Here is a 19,128-nt window from a genome sequence, read left to right on the forward strand (position 1 = left end):
TTCCCACACCGCTAGCCTCCCCCCCTGCAATGGCCTAGACTGCGTTATTGCGTCAGTTCGCCCAAGGCCCTTGCATGTCCGACCCCCGCTATCAAATCGACGTCAGCGTCGTGACCCGCTACCTCAAAGACCAATCCGACCCCGAAAGCAGCCGTTTCGCCTTCGCCTACACCATTACCGTGCACAACAACGGCACGCTGAAGGCCAAGCTGATGTCCCGTCATTGGCTGATCACCAACGGTGACGGTGAAGTCGAGGAAGTGCGCGGCGCCGGAGTCATCGGCCAGCAGCCATCGATCGAGCCCGGCCAGAGCCATACCTACAGCAGCGGCGCGGTAATCAGCACCCGCGTCGGCACCATGCAGGGCAGCTACCAGATGTTCGCCGAAGACGGCAAACGCTTCGATGCGCCGATCGCGCCGTTCCGCCTGGCCGTGCCCGGGGCGCTGCACTGATGGCCACCTATGCCGTCGGCGACCTGCAAGGCTGTCTGCAACCACTCAAGTGCCTGCTCGAACGCGTGCGCTTCGACCCGGCCGTCGACCGCCTGTGGCTGGTGGGCGACCTGGTCAACCGCGGCCCCGAGTCCCTCGAGACCTTGCGTTATCTCTACTCGATCCGCCATGCGCTGGTCTGCGTGCTGGGCAACCATGACCTGCACCTGCTGGCCGCCTGGCACAACGGCGAGCGCCTGAAAAAAAGCGATACCCTGCGCGAAATCATCGAGGCACCTGACGCCGACCAGTTGTTCGACTGGTTGCGCCAGCAGAAGCTGCTGCATTACGACGAGGCCCGCGGCATCGCCATGGTCCACGCCGGCATCCCGCCGCAATGGACCCTGGGCCGCGCCCTGGAGCTGGCGGCCGAGGTCGAGCAAGTGCTGCGCGACGACACCCGCCTGAAGCTTTACCTGGACGGCATGTACGGCAACGAGCCGAACAAGTGGAGCAAGAACCTCAGCGGTATCGAACGCCTGCGGGTGATCACCAACTACTTCACACGCATGCGCTTCTGCACCGCCGCCGGCAAGCTCGACCTCAAGAGCAAGGAAGGCGCCGACAGCGCGCCCAAAGGCTATAAACCCTGGTTCGCTCACCCGGACCGCCGCTCGCGTCATGTGAAAATCATCTTCGGTCACTGGGCTGCCCTCGAAGGCCGGGTCGACGCCCCTGGCGTGATAGCCCTGGATACCGGCTGTGTCTGGGGGGGCGCGATGACCCTGTACAATGTCGACAGCGGCGAGTTGCACCGCTGCGACTGCACCCGCGAAGGCACCCCTCGCCCGCCGGTATCACTCAACGATCAGCCATGAAGGACCCGCACCCATGAGCGAATTCAAGCGTATCTCCCCAGAGCAAGCCCTCGCCCTGCGTGCCGAAGGTGCGATCGTGGTCGATATCCGCGACCCACAGGCGTTTGCCGCCGGGCACATCGCCGGCGCCACTCATCTGGATAATCACTCGGTAGCCGACTTCATCCGCAGCGCCGACCTCGACGCGCCTACACTGGTAGTCTGCTACCACGGCAATTCCAGCCAGAGCGCCGCCGCCTACCTGGTGGGCCAGGGCTTCTCCAACGTCTACAGCATCGATGGTGGCTTCGAGCTGTGGCGCAGCACCTACCCGGCGGAAACCGCCCAGGGCAGCGCTGAATAATTTTTTTCATTTTTCCTGCAGCCCGCGCTCCGTGCGGGCTTGCGCCCGACCTGACGAACGGTCGTAGGCGTCTTCTCTGCTCCGCGCCCTTGACCTCTCGTATAACCAACTATCCTTAAGCCCAGGCCATCCAAAAAAGGGGAGAGCCGGTACACCGGCGTGCGGGTCATCGGTAGCGTTACAGGGTGTTCTGGGGGGTATACAGCAATCGGCGAGCCCGGTTGCATGCCAGCATCAGCTGACTGATCCGGCGTCGTCTCCACGTATCGAGCGAGGTGACGTCATGAGCATTTTTAGCCACTTCCAACAACGTTTCGAGTCCACCCGCCAGGAAGAACTTTCGCTGCAGGAGTACCTCGAGCTGTGCAAAGAGGATCGCAGCGCCTACGCCTCGGCGGCCGAGCGGCTGTTGCTGGCCATCGGCGAACCAGAGCTGATCGACACCTCCACCAACTCCCGGCTGTCGCGGATCTTCTCCAACAAGGTGATCCGCCGCTATCCGGCCTTTGCCGACTTCCACGGGATGGAAGAGTGCATCGACCAGATCGTCTCGTACTTCCGCCATGCCGCCCAAGGCCTGGAAGAGAAGAAGCAGATCCTCTACTTGCTGGGCCCGGTAGGCGGCGGTAAGTCGTCACTGGCCGAAAAGCTCAAGCAACTGATGGAAAAGGTGCCGTTCTACGCCATCAAGGGCTCGCCGGTCTTCGAGTCGCCACTCGGGCTGTTCAACGCCACCGAGGACGGTGCGATCCTCGAGGAAGAGTTCGGCATTTCGCGCCGCTATCTCAATACCATCATGTCGCCCTGGGCCACCAAACGCCTGCAGGAGTTCGGCGGCGACATCAGCAAGTTCCGGGTGGTCAAGCTCTACCCGTCGATTCTCAACCAGATCGCCATTGCCAAGACCGAACCGGGTGACGAGAACAACCAGGACATCTCCGCCCTGGTCGGCAAGGTGGATATCCGCAAGCTCGAGGAGTTTCCGCAGAACGACGCCGATGCCTACAGCTACTCGGGCGCGTTGTGCCGGGCCAACCAGGGCCTGATGGAATTCGTCGAGATGTTCAAGGCACCGATCAAGGTGCTGCACCCGCTGCTTACCGCTACCCAGGAAGGCAACTACAACAGTACCGAAGGCCTGGGGGCGATCCCCTATACCGGTATCCTGCTGGCCCACTCCAACGAATCGGAATGGCACACCTTCCGCAACAACAAGAACAACGAAGCGTTCATCGACCGTATCTACATCGTCAAGGTGCCGTACTGCCTGCGTGTCAGCGACGAGATCAAGATCTACGACAAGCTGCTGATCAACAGCTCGCTAGCCAAGGCTCATTGCGCCCCCGACACCCTGAAGATGCTCGCCCAGTTCACCGTGCTTTCACGCCTCAAGGAGCCGGAGAACTCCAACATCTACTCGAAGATGCGCGTCTACGACGGCGAGAACCTCAAGGACACCGACCCCAAGGCCAAGTCGATCCAGGAGTACCGCGACTCGGCAGGCGTCGACGAGGGCATGAACGGCCTGTCGACCCGCTTCGCCTTCAAGATCCTGTCCAAGGTATTCAACTTCGATCCGCATGAGATTGCCGCCAACCCGGTGCATCTGCTGTACGTGCTGGAGCAGCAGATCGAGCAGGAGCAGTTCCCTGCCGAAGTACGCGAGCGCTACCTGCGCTATCTCAAGGAATACCTGGCGCCGCGCTACATCGAGTTCATCGGCAAGGAGATCCAGACCGCCTACCTGGAGTCCTACAGCGAATACGGCCAGAACATCTTCGACCGCTATGTGCTGTATGCCGACTTCTGGATCCAGGACCAGGAATACCGCGACCCAGAAACCGGCGAGATCCTCAACCGCATCGCCCTCAACGAAGAGCTGGAGAAGATCGAAAAGCCGGCCGGCATCAGCAACCCGAAGGACTTCCGCAACGAGATCGTCAACTTCGTGCTGCGCGCCCGAGCCAACAACAACGGCAAGAACCCCAGCTGGCTCAGCTACGAGAAACTGCGGGTGGTGATCGAGAAGAAAATGTTCTCCAACACCGAGGACCTGCTGCCGGTCATCAGCTTCAACGCCAAGGCCAGCAAGGAGGATCAACAGAAACACAACGACTTCGTCACCCGGATGGTGGAGCGTGGCTACACCGACAAGCAGGTGCGCCTGTTGTCGGAATGGTATCTGCGGGTCAGGAAATCGCAGTAAGAGCGGCCTGCCACGGTTGCTGCGCGGTGCGCTTCGGCGCACCGTTCGCCCGTGGTGGCGGCGACTGCTTTGGCTTGCAGCTCGTAGCTTGAAGCTTGCAGCTGTACCCAGCTACCGGAGGGCCCATGAGCTACGTCATCGACCGACGCCTGAACGGCAAGAACAAGAGCACGGTCAACCGCCAGCGTTTCCTGCGGCGATACCGCGAGCACATCAAGAAGGCCGTCGAAGAGGCCGTGAGCCGCCGCTCCATCATGGACATGGAGCATGGCGAGCAGATCAGCATTCCCGGGCGTGACATCGACGAACCGGTGCTGCACCACGGGCGTGGCGGCAAGCAGACCATCGTCCACCCCGGCAACAAGGAGTTCACCGCCGGCGAACACATCGCCCGCCCGCAAGGTGGCGGCGGTGGTGGTGGCCGTGGCAAGGCCGGCAATTCCGGCGAGGGCATGGACGACTTCGTGTTCCAGATCACCCAGGAAGAATTCCTCGAATTCATGTTCGAGGACCTGGAGCTACCCAACCTGGTCAAGCGCCACCTGACTGGCGCCGACACCTTCAAGACCGTGCGCGCCGGCATCGCCAACGAAGGTAACCCCTCGCGCATCAACATCGTCCGCACCCTGCGCTCAGCCCATGCCCGACGCATCGCCCTGACCGGCAGCAGCCGCGCCCTGTTGCGCGAGGCGCAAAAGGAGCTGGACCGGCTCAAGGTCGAGGAACCGGACAACTTCACCGACATCCAGGACACCGAGGCCGAGATCGAACGCCTCAAGGCGCGCATCAACCGCCTGCCGTTCCTAGACACCTTCGACCTGAAGTACAACCTGCTGGTCAAGCAGCCCAACCCCAGTTCCAAGGCCGTGATGTTCTGCCTGATGGACGTTTCCGGCTCCATGACCCAGGCCACCAAGGACATCGCCAAGCGCTTCTTCATCCTGCTGTACCTGTTCCTCAAGCGAAACTACGACCGCATCGAGGTGGTATTCATCCGCCACCACACCAGCGCTCGCGAAGTCGACGAGGAAGAGTTCTTCTACTCCCGCGAAACCGGCGGCACCATCGTCTCCAGCGCCCTCAAGCTGATGCAGGAGGTAATGGCCGAGCGCTATCCGGCCAGCGACTGGAACATCTATGCCGCCCAGGCCTCGGACGGCGATAACTGGAACGACGACTCGCCGATCTGCCGCGACATCCTGGCCAACCAGATCATGCCGCATGTGCAGTACTACACTTATGTCGAGATCACCCCGCGCGAACACCAGGCGCTCTGGTACGAGTACGAACGTATCGGCGAAGCCTACCCCGACACCTTCGCCCAGCAACAGTTGGTATCGGCCGGCGATATCTACCCGGTCTTCCGTGAACTCTTCCAGCGCAGGTTAGCCACATGACCGCCAGAGAACAGCGACGCCAACCCATTTCCACGGGCTCCGAGTGGACCTTCGAGCTGATCCAGACCTACGACCGCGAGATCAGCCGCCTGGCCGCGCGCTACGCCCTGGACACCTACCCCAACCAGATCGAAGTGATCACCGCCGAACAGATGATGGATGCCTACGCCTCGGTGGGCATGCCGCTGGGCTATCACCACTGGTCCTATGGCAAGCAGTTCCTCAGCACCGAGAAATCCTACAGCCGTGGCCAGATGGGCCTGGCCTACGAGATCGTGATCAACTCCGATCCGTGCATCGCCTACCTGATGGAAGAAAACACCATGTGCATGCAGGCGCTGGTGATTGCCCACGCCTGCTACGGCCACAACAGCTTCTTCAAGGGCAACTACCTGTTCCGCACCTGGACCGACGCCAGTTCGATCATCGACTACCTGGTGTTCGCCAAGCAGTACATCGCCCAGTGCGAGGAGCGCCACGGCATCGATGCCGTCGAGGACCTGATCGACTCCTGCCACGCCCTGATGAACTACGGCGTGGACCGCTACAAGCGCCCCTACCCGATATCCGCCGAGGAAGAGCGGCGTCGCCAGAAGGAGCGTGAGGAACACCTGCAAAAGCAGATCAACGACCTGTGGCGGACCATCCCCAAAGGCTCGGAAAAGGCCGGCGAGCGAGACGATGCGCGGTTCCCAGCCGAACCCCAGGAGAACATCCTCTACTTCATCGAAAAGCACGCACCACTGCTGGAACCCTGGCAGCGCGAGGTGGTGCGCATCGTGCGCAAGATCGCCCAGTATTTCTATCCACAGCGCCAGACCCAGGTGATGAACGAAGGCTGGGCAACGTTCTGGCACTACACCCTGATGAACGACTTGTACGACGAAGGCCTGATCACCGAAGGCTTCATGATGGAGTTCCTGCAATCGCATACCAGCGTGGTGTTCCAGCCAGGCTTCGACAGCCCTTACTACAGCGGCATCAATCCCTACGCCCTGGGCTTCGCCATGTACACCGACATCCGGCGCATGTGCGAGCACCCCACCGAGGAGGATCGCCGCTGGTTCCCCGACATCGCCGGCAGCGACTGGCTGTCGACCATCAAGTTCGCCATGAGCAGCTTCAAGGACGAGAGCTTCATCTTGCAGTACCTGTCGCCCAAGGTCATGCGCGACCTCAAGCTATTCAGCATCCTCGACGACGACCAGCGTGACGACCTGCTGGTGCCGGCGATCCATGACGAAGACGGCTACCGCACCATCCGTGAGCAGTTGGCCGCGCAGTACAACCTCGGCAACCGCGAACCCAACGTGCAGATCTGGAGCATCGACCGCCGCGGTGACCGTTCGCTGACCCTGCGCCACCAGCAACACAACCGCAAACCCCTGGGCGACTCCACCGAGGAGGTGCTCAAGCACCTGCACCGCCTGTGGGGTTTCGACATTCACCTGGAGACCGTGCAGGGTGACCAACTGATGAAGACCCACCACATGCCGCCTCGCGGCGAGCATGGCGAGGCCGGCGACTACGGGCGCATGGACCTGGCCGTGGTGCATCACCTCTAGCCAGCCACCTCCATTACCGGCGACAGGGTATCCTGTGGCCAGTAATGGAGGTTTCACATGCATATCTACAAGGTTGGCGGCGCCGTGCGCGACCGCTTGCTCGGTCGCCCGGTCAGCGATATCGATTGGCTGGTGGTCGGCGCCACGGTCGAACAGATGCAAGCCCAGGGCTTTCGCCCGGTTGGCGCCGACTTCCCGGTGTTCATCCACCCGAAAAGCGGCGAGGAGTACGCCCTGGCCCGCACCGAGCGCAAGAGCGGGCGCGGTTACGGCGGCTTCACCTTCCACGCCAGCCCCGAGGTCACTCTCGAGGAAGATCTGATTCGCCGCGACCTGACCATCAATGCCATGGCCGAGGATGAACAGGGTACGGTTTACGATCCCTACGGCGGCCAGGTCGATCTTGAACAGCGTATCCTGCGCCATGTTTCCCCGGCGTTCGCCGAAGATCCCCTGCGCGTGCTGCGCGTTGCGCGCTTTGCGGCGCGCTATGCGCCGCTGGGTTTCCATGTCGCTGAGCAAACCCTGGCACTGATGCGCCAGATCGCCGAATCCGGCGAATTGCAGGCGCTGACGGCTGAGCGCAGCTGGAAGGAGATCGAGCGGGCGCTGATGGAGAGCGAGCCGCAAGTGTTCGTCCAGGTGTTGCGTGATTCGGGTGCCCTGAAGGAACTGATGCCGGAGCTGGAAAACGGCAAGGATACACTCGCGGCGCTGCATCAGGCCGCGCAGCACCAGCAGCCGCTGGCGGTACGCTGGGCATGCCTGCTGCGCGGGCTGGAGCCGGCGGCGATCAAGGCACTCAACCAGCGCTTCAAGGCCCCCCGTGAATGCCAGGAACTGGCCGTTCTGGTGGGGGAGTTTGCCGGGCATGCTGACGACGCCTTGCAGTTGCCCCCTGCGAGTTTGCTGGAAATGTTGCAGAAGTTCGACGTATATCGGCGACCGCAGCGGTTCGAGGATTTCATTGCTGCGTGTGCAATGGCACAGGGCGATGCCGGTTATCCACAGGCCGACTATTTGCGCGGGGCTGCGGCAGCGGTGCGGGCGGTGGAGGTGAAGCCGCTGGTGGAGGCCGGGCTAAGCGGGCAAGGCTTGGGGGAGGCGCTCAAGGGCGAGCGGCTGAAAGCGCTCCAGGCTTACAAGCTCGGCTGACGCTACCGGCCTCTTCGCGAGCAAGCTCGCTCCTACAGGTAACCCTTCACCGGCAACGATGACGATACCCTGTAGGAGCGGGCTTGCCCGCGAAAGGGCCGGCACAGGCTTACGCCGGAGTCAGCTGCAACCCCCGCCACTCGAAGGCGACCGGTGCCAGCACCTGGTCGATCTGCGCCTCCTGCCACAACCGCGCCATGCTTTTCTCCACCCCCGGGTGAACCAGCGCCGGCGCGAGCAACGACAACGGCCACAGCACGAAAGCATTCTTCAGGATCTCTGCCCTGGGCAGCACCAACCCATCGAAGGCGCCGTGCAGGTCGTCGTACATCAGCACATCGATATCCAACGGCAGCCCCTTGCGGTCTGGCGCATAGCGGCCGTTGTCGGCCTCGATGAACTTGAGCCGACGGTCCAGCTCCATCAGCGGCAGGTCGGTCTTGCCGGTCACCACGAAATTGATGAACGGCCCGCTCTTGATGCCCACCGCCTGGCTCTCGAAGGCCGGCGAGCAGCGCATGTCCGAGAGAATCGCCGCCAAGGCATCGAGGCCAGCACACAGATGCTGGTGGCGGTCGATATTGCTGCCCAGCCCAAGGTAAACCGTGCTCAGAGACATCCGCGCTCGATCTCCACGCCAACACCACCACGGGCCGCCGGTACCGCGCCCGGCTTGGTGAGCTTCAGGCGCACCCAGGGAATGTTGAATTCCGCCATCAACACCGCCACCAGGCGCTCGGCGAAGGTCTCGACCAGCTCGAAGCGCGCCTGCTCGGCGAACGCCTGTACCCGTGCCGAAACGCTGGCGTAGTCCAGCGCCAGCGACAGGTCGTCACCGGCGGCGGCCGGGCGGTTGTCCCAGGCGAAACTCAGGTCCAGGCGCAGGCATTGGCGAATATCCCGCTCCCAGTCATAGGCACCGATGACGGTATCGACTTCCAGGCCTTCGATGAACACTCTGTCCAAGCACTTCTCTCCACAGCACGACAAGGGCGACGGGCGCCGTTAGAATCAGGGCGTCCTCGCCCGGAATAGTTAGCATGTTTTGGTCACTGGCGCTGTTTGCCTACCTGCTCGGCTCTCTGTCCTTCGCCATCGTCCTGAGCCGCCTCAGTGGTAGCCCCGACCCACGTTCCAGCGGCTCCGGCAATGCCGGCGCGACCAACATGCTACGCCTGGCGGGCCGCAAACTGGCGATCCTGACGCTGCTCGGCGACCTGTGCAAGGGCATGTTGCCCGTGCTGCTGGCCCGCCTGGCCGGTCTCGACCAGCAAGAACAGGCCTGGGTCGGCGTCTGCGCGGTGCTCGGGCACCTGTTCCCGATCTACTTCCGCTTCCAGGGCGGCAAGGGCGTGGCAACCGCCGCGGGCATGCTCATGGCCCTGTACTTCCCCGCCGCGCTGCTGGCCATCGGCGCCTGGCTGCTGACCTTCTACCTCACCCGCACCAGCTCGCTGGCGGCACTGATCGCCACGCCGCTGACCTTGCCATTGCTGGCTTGGCGCGAACCCGAGGCGCTGCTGCCGATGACCGTGCTGACCCTGCTGATCGTCTGGCGCCACCGCAACAATCTGCGCGACCTGTTCGCCGGGCGCGAGCGCCATTTCTGATGGCGCCCGCCGAGCCGGCCAGGTTTCAGACGGCCGGCAACTGCTCCATCGGCCAGCGCGCCTGCACGCTGATCGCCAGGTCCTGCTGCTGCCCCGCCAACAGGCGCTGGCAACCGGCGTAGGCGATCATCGCACCGTTGTCGGTGCAAAAACGTGGCCGAGCGTAATAGACGTTGCCCTTGATGCTCGCCAGCATCTGTTCCAGCGACAGGCGCAGGGCCTTGTTGGCGCTCACGCCACCGGCGATGACCAGGCGCTTGAGGCCGGTCTGCTTGAGGGCGCGCTTGCACTTGATGGTCAGAGTCTCCACCACCGCCTGCTGGAACGCCAGCGACACGTCGCAACGGGTTTGCTCGTTGTCGTCCCCGGCGTCGCGGCACTGCTGCCAGGTGTTCAGGGCGAAGGTCTTGAGGCCGCTGAAACTGAACTGCAGGCCAGGCCGGTCGCACATCGGCCGCGGGAACACAAAGCGCCCCGGCGTCCCCTGCTCGGCCAGGCGGGCGATCTCGGGGCCGCCCGGATAATTCAGGCCAATCAGCTTGGCGGTCTTGTCGAAGGCTTCGCCCGCGGCGTCGTCGAGGCTCTCGCCCAGCAGTTCGTATTGGCCGATGCCATCGACTCGTACCAGCTGGGTATGGCCGCCGGACACCAACAAAGCGACGAACGGAAATTCCGGCGGTTGCTCCTCGAGCATCGGCGCCAGCAAGTGGCCTTCCATATGGTGTACGCCGATCGCCGGGATATCCCAGGCAAACGCCAGCGCCTGGGCGCAGGAGGCCCCCACCAGCAGCGCGCCGACCAGGCCGGGACCCGCGGTGTAGGCGATGGCGTCGATCTCGGTGGCGACGCAGTCGGCCTCCTGCAACACCTGGCGGATCAGCGGCAGCATGCGCTTGACGTGATCGCGCGAGGCGAGCTCAGGTACCACGCCGCCATAGACGCGGTGCAGGTCGATCTGGCTGAACAGCGCGTCGGCCAGCAGGCCGCGTTCACTGTCGTATAATGCGACGCCAGTTTCGTCGCAGGATGTTTCCAATCCCAGTACTAGCATGGGTCCGTGCCTTGTCGAGGCTGAATTCGAAGGCGCGCATGATAGTCCCCGTACCTTGTGCCGACCAGCGGTTTTCGATCAGAGGCTTTGCATTCCGGCCAGCTAAGGGTTAACATCCGCAACCCTTGAAAACCGACGTTCTCCAGCACACCTTATGTTTTGCCAGGAGCACGTCTACCCCGGTAATGAATTAAGGTAGCCCTGGATGCCAGCCGTCAAAGTTAAAGAGAACGAACCCTTCGACGTAGCTCTGCGTCGTTTCAAGCGCTCCTGCGAAAAAGCCGGTGTACTGGCTGAAGTTCGTAGCCGCGAGTTTTACGAGAAGCCGACCGCCGAGCGTAAGCGCAAAGCCGCTGCCGCTGTAAAGCGTCACGCCAAGAAGGTTCAGCGCGAACAGCGCCGCGCCGTTCGTCTGTACTAATACAGCCGTTCTACGCAAAGCTTCTGCCCCGCCCGGCCTCGTGCCGGGCTGATGGCAGCGGCCGTTTCAAGCCCTTGGCCATGCGCCTTGGGTGCCCCGGCAAAAGCCATGGGCAACCTGCCGCAACACGTCAGAACTGGTCTTTGACCAGGCGTGCACGTCCTTTCTGACGAGCCCCTTGCGGGCTGGTGACGAGCACAACACCTCTTCTCCGCCGCACCCTCACACCAAAACCCGCGCACAAGCGTTTAGACTTGCCAGTTGCCAGATGACGAGACTGCCATGGCCGGGCTGATTCCCCAAAGCTTCATCGATGACCTTCTCAACCGCACCGACATCGTCGATGTGGTGAGCTCGCGCGTCCAGCTGAAAAAGACCGGCAAGAACCTGTCTGCCTGCTGCCCGTTCCACAAGGAGAAGTCACCCTCCTTCACCGTCAGCCCCGACAAGCAGTTCTACTACTGCTTTGGCTGCGGCGCCGGCGGCAACGCGCTTGGCTTCATCATGGACCACGACAACCTGGACTTCCCCCAGGCGGTCGAGGAGCTGGCCCGCGCGGCGGGCATGGAAGTGCCCCGCGAAGAAGGCCGCCGCGGGCAGAAGCCGCGCCAACCCACCGACTCGCCGCTGTACCCGCTGCTGGAGGCGGCCAGCGAATTCTATCGCCAGGCCCTGCGTGGCCACCCCACCCGCAAGGCGGCGGTGGACTACCTGAAGGGGCGCGGCCTGTCCGGCGAGATCGCCCGCGACTTCGGCCTGGGCTTTGCCCCGCCGGGCTGGGACAACCTGCTCAAGCACCTGGGCGCCGACAGCCTGCAACAAAAGGTGATGATCGACGCAGGCCTCTTGATCGAGAACGCCGAGAGCGGCAAGCGCTATGACCGCTTCCGCGACCGGGTGATGTTCCCCATCCGCGACAGCCGCGGCCGGGTGATCGCCTTTGGCGGCCGGGTCCTGGGCGACGACAAGCCCAAGTACCTGAACTCCCCGGAAACCCCGGTGTTCCACAAGGGCCAGGAGCTGTATGGCCTGTACGAGGCACGCAAGCACAACCGCAACCTCGACGAAGTCATCGTGGTCGAAGGCTACATGGACGTCATCGCCCTGGCCCAGCAAGGCCTGCGCAACGCCGTGGCCACCCTCGGCACGGCCACCAGCGAAGAGCACCTCAAGCGCCTGTTCCGCGTGGTGCCCAGCGTATTGTTCTGCTTCGACGGCGACCAGGCTGGGCGCAAGGCCGCCTGGCGCGCCCTGGAATCGACCCTGTCGAGCCTGCAGGACGGGCGCCGCGCGCGCTTCCTGTTCCTGCCCGAGGGCGAAGACCCGGACAGCCTGGTTCGCGCCGAAGGCACCGACGCCTTCCAGGCCCGCATCAACCAGCACGCCCAGCCCTTGGCCGATTATTTCTTCGAGCAGTTGAGCAACGAGGCCGACCCGCGCTCGCTGGAAGGCAAGGCGCATATGGTGACCCTGGCAGCGCCGCTGATCGAGCAGGTGCCAGGCGCCAACCTGCGCCAGCTGATGCGCAACCGCCTGAAGGACATCACCGGCCTCGACCCGCAGCAGATGGAACAATTGGCGCAGCAGGCACCAGCCCCCAGCCAGGTACCTGACTACGACCCCGGCTATGACTACGACGCCATGGCCAGCTACACGCCGGACTACGCCGAGCAGGCGTACCAGCCCGACTACGGCGCGCACCAGCAAGAACAACGCCCGTGGACACCGAACAAGGGCGGCGGCAAGAAACAGTGGGACGGCAAGCCCTGGGACAAGAAAGGCGGCAAGCCTTGGCAGCGCGACGGCCAGCGCGGCGAAGCGCCGCCACGGATACCGGCGCCGGTGGAGCCACCGACGCTCTCGGCGCTGCGCACCCTGCTGCATCACCCGCTACTGGCCGGCAAGGTCGAGGACGCCAGCCACTTCGCCGACGAAGAGCAACTCTACAGCCAGTTGCTGGTGGCGCTGATCGAAGCCGCGCAGAAGAATCCTAAGCTAAGCTCTATGCAGCTGATCGCACGCTGGCACGGCACCGAACAAGGCCGCCTGCTGCGCGCCCTGGCCGAGAAGGAATGGTTGATAGATGCCGACAACCTTGAACAACAGTTTTTCGACACTATAACTAGCTTGTCCGCCCGCCAACGCGAGCGCAGCCTGGAACATCTGCTCAGGAAAGCACGTCAAAGCGAGTTGAACGCAGAGGAAAAATCTCAGCTGCTCGCCCTGCTCAGCAGGAATGTTCCCGCACAAAACCCGACCTCATCTGGCGCGTGAGGTCCATGCTCGGGTATAATCCTCGGCTTGTTTTTTGCCCGCCAAGACCTTCAGTGGATAGGGTGTTATGTCCGGAAAAGCGCAACAGCAATCTCGTATCAAAGAGTTGATCACCCGCGGTCGTGAGCAGGGTTACCTGACTTACGCGGAGGTCAACGACCACCTGCCTGAGGATATTTCAGATCCGGAGCAGGTGGAAGACATCATCCGCATGATCAACGACATGGGGATCAACGTATTCGAGAGTGCTCCGGATGCGGATGCCCTGTTGTTGGCGGAAGCCGACACTGACGAAGCCGCAGCCGAAGAGGCCGCCGCAGCGTTGGCGGCAGTTGAGACCGATATCGGCCGCACGACCGACCCGGTGCGCATGTACATGCGCGAAATGGGTACCGTCGAGCTGCTGACCCGCGAAGGCGAGATCGAAATCGCCAAGCGTATCGAGGAAGGCATCCGCGAAGTCATGGGCGCCATCGCCCACTTCCCGGGCACTGTCGACTACATCCTCGGCGAATACGACCGCGTCACCACCGAAGGTGGCCGCCTGTCCGATGTCCTCAGCGGTTACATCGACCCTGACGACAACATCGCCGCACCGACCGAAGAAGTGCCGATCCCCGGCGCCAAGGCCGCTGCCGCGAAGGAAGAGAGCGACGACGACGAAGAAGAAAACGCCGACGGCGATGACGAGGAAGAGACCGAGAGCGGTCCGGACCCGGTCGTGGCCGCGCAGCGTTTCGGTGCAGTCAAGGATCAGCTGGTCGATACCCTCAAAGTGCTGAAGAAGCACGGTCGTGGCCACAAGGACAGCATCGGCGCCATGCAGGCGCTGGCTGACCTGTTCATGCCGATCAAGCTGGTGCCCAAGCAATTTGACGCTCTGGTCGAGCGTGTACGTGGCGCCCTGGACCGTCTGCGCCAGCAAGAGCGCGCCATCATGCAGTTGTGCGTGCGTGATGCACGCATGCCGCGCGCCGACTTCCTGCGCCTGTTCCCGAGCAACGAAACCGACCAGACCTGGTCCGGTGACCTGGCCAAGCGCAACACCAAATGGGCCGCCGCCCTGGGTGAGAAGGACGCCGCGATCGTCGCCTGCCAGCAGAAGCTGATCGACCTCGAGACCGAAACCGGCCTGACCGTCGTCGAAATCAAGGACATCAACCGTCGCATGTCCATCGGCGAGGCCAAGGCCCGCCGCGCCAAGAAAGAAATGGTCGAGGCGAACCTGCGTCTGGTGATCTCCATCGCCAAGAAGTACACCAACCGTGGCCTGCAGTTCCTCGACCTGATCCAGGAAGGCAACATCGGCTTGATGAAGGCGGTGGACAAGTTCGAATACCGTCGCGGCTACAAGTTCTCGACCTACGCCACCTGGTGGATCCGCCAGGCGATCACCCGCTCGATCGCCGACCAGGCGCGCACCATCCGTATCCCGGTGCACATGATCGAGACGATCAACAAGCTCAACCGTATTTCCCGGCAGATGCTCCAGGAAATGGGCCGTGAACCGACCCCGGAAGAGCTCGGTGAGCGCATGGAAATGCCTGAGGACAAGATCCGCAAGGTATTGAAGATCGCCAAGGAGCCGATCTCCATGGAAACGCCGATCGGCGACGATGAAGACTCCCACCTGGGCGACTTCATCGAGGACTCCACCATGCAGTCGCCGATCGACGTGGCCACGGTCGAAAGCCTCAAGGAAGCGACCCGCGACGTGCTCTCGGGCCTGACCGCGCGCGAAGCCAAGGTGTTGCGCATGCGTTTCGGCATCGACATGAACACCGACCATACCCTTGAGGAAGTCGGCAAGCAGTTCGACGTGACCCGCGAGCGGATCCGTCAGATCGAAGCCAAGGCGCTGCGCAAGCTGCGCCACCCGACGCGAAGCGAGCACTTGCGCTCGTTCCTCGACGAGTAAGACCAACCCCGGCCCAGGCCGGGGTTTTTCTTTTGTGACAGAAGGTCATTGCCAGCGCCTACCCCGCGGCCCGGATGCCCGTCTACACTCGAATCAGTTCACCTGATCGAGAGGCCGCTATGCCCTTTATGCCGGCCCTCCTGTTGCTGATCCTGCTCGCCTGGAACACAACGGCCGGCGCCCTGACCCTGACCGACGAGGAACAAGCCTGGCTCAGCGCCCACCCCCAGCTGCGCCTGGGCGTAGACGCTTCATGGCCGCCGTTCGAATTTCGCGACCAGGAAGGCCGCTACCAGGGACTGGCCGCCGATTACATTGCCCTGATCCAGGAACGCCTGGGCATCACGCTCAAGCCGGTCGAACCCAGCAGCTGGACCGAAGTTCTGCAACAAGCCCGCGGCAACCGCCTCGACCTGCTGCCCGGGATCATGTCCACTCCAGAGCGCCAGGCCTACCTGGCCTTCACCCGCCCCTACCTGGACTTCCCCATCGTCATCCTCGCCCATGCCGGTGGCGCGCAACCGCGCAACCTCAAGGACCTGTATGGCCTCAAGGTCGCGGTGGTGGAGAACTACGCGCCCCACGAACTGCTGCGCGCTCACCACCCCGACCTCAACCTGGTGGCCATGCCCAACGTCAGCTCGACACTGCAGGCCTTGGCCACCGATGAAGTCGACGCCGTGGTCGGCGACCTCGCCTCGAGCATCTGGAGCCTGCGCCAGCTCAAGCTCGACGGCCTGTACGTGAGCGGCGAGACGCCCTACCGTTACCAGCTGGCCATGGCCGTGCCGCAACAGCAGAAGATGCTGGTGGGCATTCTCGACAAGGTCATGGCCGACATGAGCAGCGGCGAGGTCAGCCAAATCCAGCAACGCTGGGTGGGCAACGTCGTCGACCAACGGACCTTCTGGCGCGACATCCTGCTCTACGGCCTGCCCGGCGTCCTGCTGCTGGTGGCCATCCTCGCCGTGGTGATCCGCATCAACCGTCGGCTGAGCTCGGAGATTTCCCGACGCATCGCCCTCGAGCAAGAGCTACGCAGCAGCGAATACCACTACCGCGGCCTGATCGAAAGCCTCTCGGCAGTGGCCTGGGAGGCCGATGCCAACGACTTCAGTTACAGCTACGTCTCACCCCATGCCGAGGACCTGCTCGGCTACCCTACCGGCGAATGGCTCAAGCCCGGCTTCTGGCGCAGCATCCTGCACCCCGAGGATGCGCTCTGGGCCCAGGCCTATTGCGACAGCGAGACCGCCGCCGGTCGCGACCACAGCCTCGACTACCGGGTGATCCGTGCCGACGGGCACACCCTGTGGGTGCGCAACATCGTCAGCATGATCAAGCACGGCCACAAACCCTTGATGCGCGGACTGATGATCGACATCAGCGAAACCAAGCACACCGAAGCCGCCCTGCGCCTGTCCGAGCAGAAGTTCGCCTCGGTGTTCCAGCAATGCCCGGACATCCTGGTCATAGCCCGCCACAGCGACGGCTGCCTGCTGGAGGTCAACGAGGCCTTCGAGGAGTTGATTGGCCTGGGGCCGGCCCAGGTCATCGGCCGCACCGCCACCGAGCTCGGCCTGTGGGGCGTCGCCGGGACCGGCCCGACGCTGCTCGAACGCCTGCACCGCGGCGGCATCCGCAACCTGGAGATGACCTTCCGGCGCAGCAATGGCCAGCTGTTCACCGGCCTGACCTCGGCCGAGACCTTCGAGCTCGACAGCACCCCGGCGCTGGTGGTGGCGATCCGCGACATCAGCCAGCTCAAGGAAACCCAGCAACAGCTGCAGACCTCCGAAGAGAAATTCGCCAAGGCCTTCCACGCCTCCCCCGACGGCCTGCTGCTGTCGCGCCAGAGCGACGGCCTGCTGCTGGAGGTCAACGAAGGCTTCCGCCGCCTGACCGGCTACGAAGTCGACCCCAACGTCGACCAGACCTCGCTGGACCTGGGCATCTGGGTCGACCTGGGCGAGCGCCAACGCCTGATCGAGCAATTGCAACGCGATGGCTTCGTCCGCGATTTCAGCTGCCACCTGCGCCGCAGCGATGGGCAGATCCGCCTGTGCGAGTTGTCGGCCCGCCCCCTGCCGATTGGCGGCGTCGACTGCATGCTGACCATCGCCCGCGACATCACCGAACGCCACCTGATGCAGGAAAAACTGCAACTGGCCGCCACGGTTTTCGAGAACACCGCCGAAGGCGTGCTGATCACCGACACCGACCAGCGCATCAGCGCGGTCAACCGCGCCTTCAGCGAAATCACCGGCTACAGCGAGAGCGAAGCCCTCGGCCAGACCCCGCGCCTGCTCGCCTCCGGCCAGCACGACAGCGCTTTCTACGCGGCCATGTGGCACCAGCTCACCGCCGAGGGCCACTGGCAGGGCGAGATCTACAACAAGCGCAAGAACGGCGAGCTCTACCCCGGCTGGCTGACCATCAGCGCAGTGCGCAACCACGAGCGCGAGATCACCCACTTCGTCGCCGTGTTCGCCGATATCTCCAGCCTCAAGCACGCCCAGGCCAAGCTCGACTACCAGGCTCACCACGACCCGCTGACCGGCCTGCCCAACCGCGCCCTGTTCGAGAACCGCCTGCAAGCGGCACTCGCCTGCACCCAGGCGTCCAACCGCCAGGGCGCGGTGCTGTTCCTCGACCTCGACCGCTTCAAGCACATCAACGACAGCCTCGGCCATCCGGTCGGCGACCTGCTGCTCAAGGGCATCGCCCAACGCCTCAAGGAGCAGGTGCGCGATGTCGACACCGTGGCCCGCCTGGGCGGCGACGAGTTCATCATCCTGCTACCCGGACTGCACAAGCCCAGCGACGCCAGCGCCATCGCCAACAAGCTGCTGGCCGGCTTCCATGCGCCCTTCCAGGCCGGCGACCATGAATTCTTCACCAGCGCCAGCATCGGCATCAGCCTGTATCCCCAGGACGGCACCGACGTCGCCAACCTGATCCGCAACGCCGACGCCGCCATGTACCGTTCCAAGGCCAAGGGCCGCAACCGGGTCGAGGCCTACACCCGCGACCTCACCGCCCAGGCCAGCGAACGCATCGCCCTGGAGCACGAACTGCGCCGCGCCATCGAGCGCAACGAACTGAGCCTGTGCTACCAGCCCAAGTTCAGCCTCAAGACCCAGAGCCTGGTCGGCGCCGAAGCGCTGATCCGCTGGACCCACCCAACCTTCGGCGAAGTGCCGCCCGAGCAGTTCATCCACCTGGCCGAGGAAAACGGCAGCATCCTCCAGCTGGGCGACTGGGTGCTGGAGCAAGCCTGCCGCCAGATGCACCACTGGAAGAAGGCCTACCACGCCTTCGGCCCGCTGTCGGTGAACCTGGCCGGTGCCCAGCTGCGCCAACCCAACCTGGCCAAACGCATCGAGCAGTTGCTGCGCACCTACCAGCTCAAGGCCGGCGACCTGCAACTGGAGATCACCGAAAACTTCATCATGAGCCAGGCCGAGGAAGCCCTGAGCGTACTGCACCAGCTCAAGCAGCTGGGGGTGCAACTGGCCATCGACGACTTCGGCACCGGCTACTCTTCGCTCAGCTACCTCAAGCGCCTGCCGCTGGACATCCTCAAGATCGACCAGTCGTTCATCCGCGGCCTGCCCGACGACCCCCACGACGCCGCCATCGCCCGCGCCATCATCGCCCTGGGGCGCAGCATGCAATTGACGATCATTGCCGAAGGCGTGGAAAACCAGGCGCAGCAGCGCTTCCTGGCCGCCGAGGGCTGCGAGCAGATCCAGGGCTACATCGTCAGCCTGCCGCTGCCGCCAGCGGAATTCGCCGCTACGTTTCTTCGCATAGCACAAACGGATCTTTCGGATGGCACGCTATCGAAACCCTCGTTATAATCCGGCGCACCTG

At 63.5% G+C, this 19,128-nt stretch carries 15 protein-coding genes; 12 read left to right on the forward strand and 3 right to left on the reverse strand.

The genetic code is table 11. From position 1 onward, the window contains the following. Positions 1 to 74 precede the first annotated feature (74 nt). The 7 genes from apaG (at position 75) to E3U47_RS04500 (ending at position 7,978) form a co-directional block, all read left to right on the forward strand. Entirely contained in the window at positions 75 to 455 is a 381-nt protein-coding gene (apaG, locus tag E3U47_RS04470) for a Co2+/Mg2+ efflux protein ApaG (RefSeq protein WP_134689807.1), read from the forward strand. Further along, positions 455 to 1,312 carry a symmetrical bis(5'-nucleosyl)-tetraphosphatase gene (locus E3U47_RS04475; RefSeq protein WP_134689808.1) on the forward strand — a complete coding sequence of 286 codons (858 nt, stop codon included), beginning with the start codon at positions 455 to 457 and terminating at the stop codon, positions 1,310 to 1,312. Before apaG ends, E3U47_RS04475 begins: the two co-directional genes overlap by 1 nt. 13 nt (positions 1,313 to 1,325) lie before the next feature. Beyond that, on the forward strand, positions 1,326 to 1,655 hold the full coding sequence (gene glpE / locus E3U47_RS04480; protein WP_134689809.1) for a thiosulfate sulfurtransferase GlpE: 330 nt from the start codon (positions 1,326 to 1,328) through the stop codon (positions 1,653 to 1,655). 283 nt (positions 1,656 to 1,938) lie between these two features. Further along, positions 1,939 to 3,861: a PrkA family serine protein kinase gene (locus tag E3U47_RS04485; RefSeq protein WP_134689810.1), complete on the forward strand. Its 1,923-nt coding sequence runs from the start codon at positions 1,939 to 1,941 to the stop codon at positions 3,859 to 3,861. A gap of 125 nt (positions 3,862 to 3,986) precedes the next feature. Next, positions 3,987 to 5,258, forward strand: a complete 1,272-nt coding sequence (locus E3U47_RS04490; protein WP_134689811.1) for a YeaH/YhbH family protein — start codon at positions 3,987 to 3,989, stop codon at positions 5,256 to 5,258. Next, positions 5,255 to 6,823, forward strand: coding sequence for a SpoVR family protein (locus E3U47_RS04495; RefSeq protein WP_134689812.1), 1,569 nt, complete (start codon positions 5,255 to 5,257; stop codon positions 6,821 to 6,823). The genes E3U47_RS04490 and E3U47_RS04495 overlap by 4 nt, the downstream gene beginning before the upstream one ends. A 57-nt stretch (positions 6,824 to 6,880) precedes the next feature. Beyond that, the gene (locus tag E3U47_RS04500) at positions 6,881 to 7,978 is read left to right on the forward strand and encodes a multifunctional CCA tRNA nucleotidyl transferase/2'3'-cyclic phosphodiesterase/2'nucleotidase/phosphatase (RefSeq protein WP_134689813.1); all 1,098 of its coding nucleotides are present in this window, start codon (positions 6,881 to 6,883) and stop codon (positions 7,976 to 7,978) included. Between the two features lie 109 nt (positions 7,979 to 8,087). On the opposite strand, the gene folK is transcribed toward E3U47_RS04500, so the two are convergent. Both folK and folB read right to left on the reverse strand, forming a co-directional pair. Continuing rightward, entirely contained in the window at positions 8,088 to 8,597 is a 510-nt protein-coding gene (folK, locus tag E3U47_RS04505) for a 2-amino-4-hydroxy-6-hydroxymethyldihydropteridine diphosphokinase (protein WP_134689814.1), read from the reverse strand. Beyond that, positions 8,588 to 8,944, reverse strand: a complete 357-nt coding sequence (gene folB / locus E3U47_RS04510; protein ID WP_110994292.1) for a dihydroneopterin aldolase — start codon at positions 8,942 to 8,944, stop codon at positions 8,588 to 8,590. Before folB ends, folK begins: the two co-directional genes overlap by 10 nt. A 74-nt stretch (positions 8,945 to 9,018) precedes the next feature. Between folB and plsY the strand changes: the two genes are divergently transcribed. Beyond that, a complete protein-coding gene (plsY, locus tag E3U47_RS04515; RefSeq protein WP_134689815.1) occupies positions 9,019 to 9,588 on the forward strand; it encodes a glycerol-3-phosphate 1-O-acyltransferase PlsY in 570 nt (189 codons plus the stop codon). A gap of 25 nt (positions 9,589 to 9,613) precedes the next feature. Here plsY and tsaD read toward each other — a convergent pair whose 3' ends face one another. Continuing rightward, a complete protein-coding gene (tsaD, locus tag E3U47_RS04520) occupies positions 9,614 to 10,639 on the reverse strand; it encodes a tRNA (adenosine(37)-N6)-threonylcarbamoyltransferase complex transferase subunit TsaD (protein WP_134689816.1) in 1,026 nt (341 codons plus the stop codon). A gap of 205 nt (positions 10,640 to 10,844) precedes the next feature. On the opposite strand from tsaD, the gene rpsU reads away from it, so the two are divergent. From rpsU to E3U47_RS04540, 4 genes are all read left to right on the forward strand, one after another. After that, positions 10,845 to 11,060: a 30S ribosomal protein S21 gene (gene rpsU, locus E3U47_RS04525; RefSeq protein WP_003255575.1), complete on the forward strand. Its 216-nt coding sequence runs from the start codon at positions 10,845 to 10,847 to the stop codon at positions 11,058 to 11,060. Between the two features lie 282 nt (positions 11,061 to 11,342). After that, complete coding sequence (gene dnaG, locus E3U47_RS04530; RefSeq protein WP_134689817.1) at positions 11,343 to 13,334, forward strand: DNA primase; 1,992 nt, start codon at positions 11,343 to 11,345, stop codon at positions 13,332 to 13,334. A 67-nt stretch (positions 13,335 to 13,401) separates the two neighbouring features. Next, positions 13,402 to 15,252, forward strand: coding sequence for an RNA polymerase sigma factor RpoD (rpoD, locus tag E3U47_RS04535; protein WP_134689818.1), 1,851 nt, complete (start codon positions 13,402 to 13,404; stop codon positions 15,250 to 15,252). 119 nt (positions 15,253 to 15,371) lie between these two features. Next, on the forward strand, positions 15,372 to 19,115 hold the full coding sequence (locus E3U47_RS04540) for an EAL domain-containing protein (RefSeq protein ID WP_134689819.1): 3,744 nt from the start codon (positions 15,372 to 15,374) through the stop codon (positions 19,113 to 19,115). The last annotated feature ends 13 nt before the right edge of the window (positions 19,116 to 19,128 follow it).

Source organism: Pseudomonas sp. RIT623 (assembly GCF_004519305.1).
Lineage (GTDB): Bacteria > Pseudomonadota > Gammaproteobacteria > Pseudomonadales > Pseudomonadaceae > Aquipseudomonas.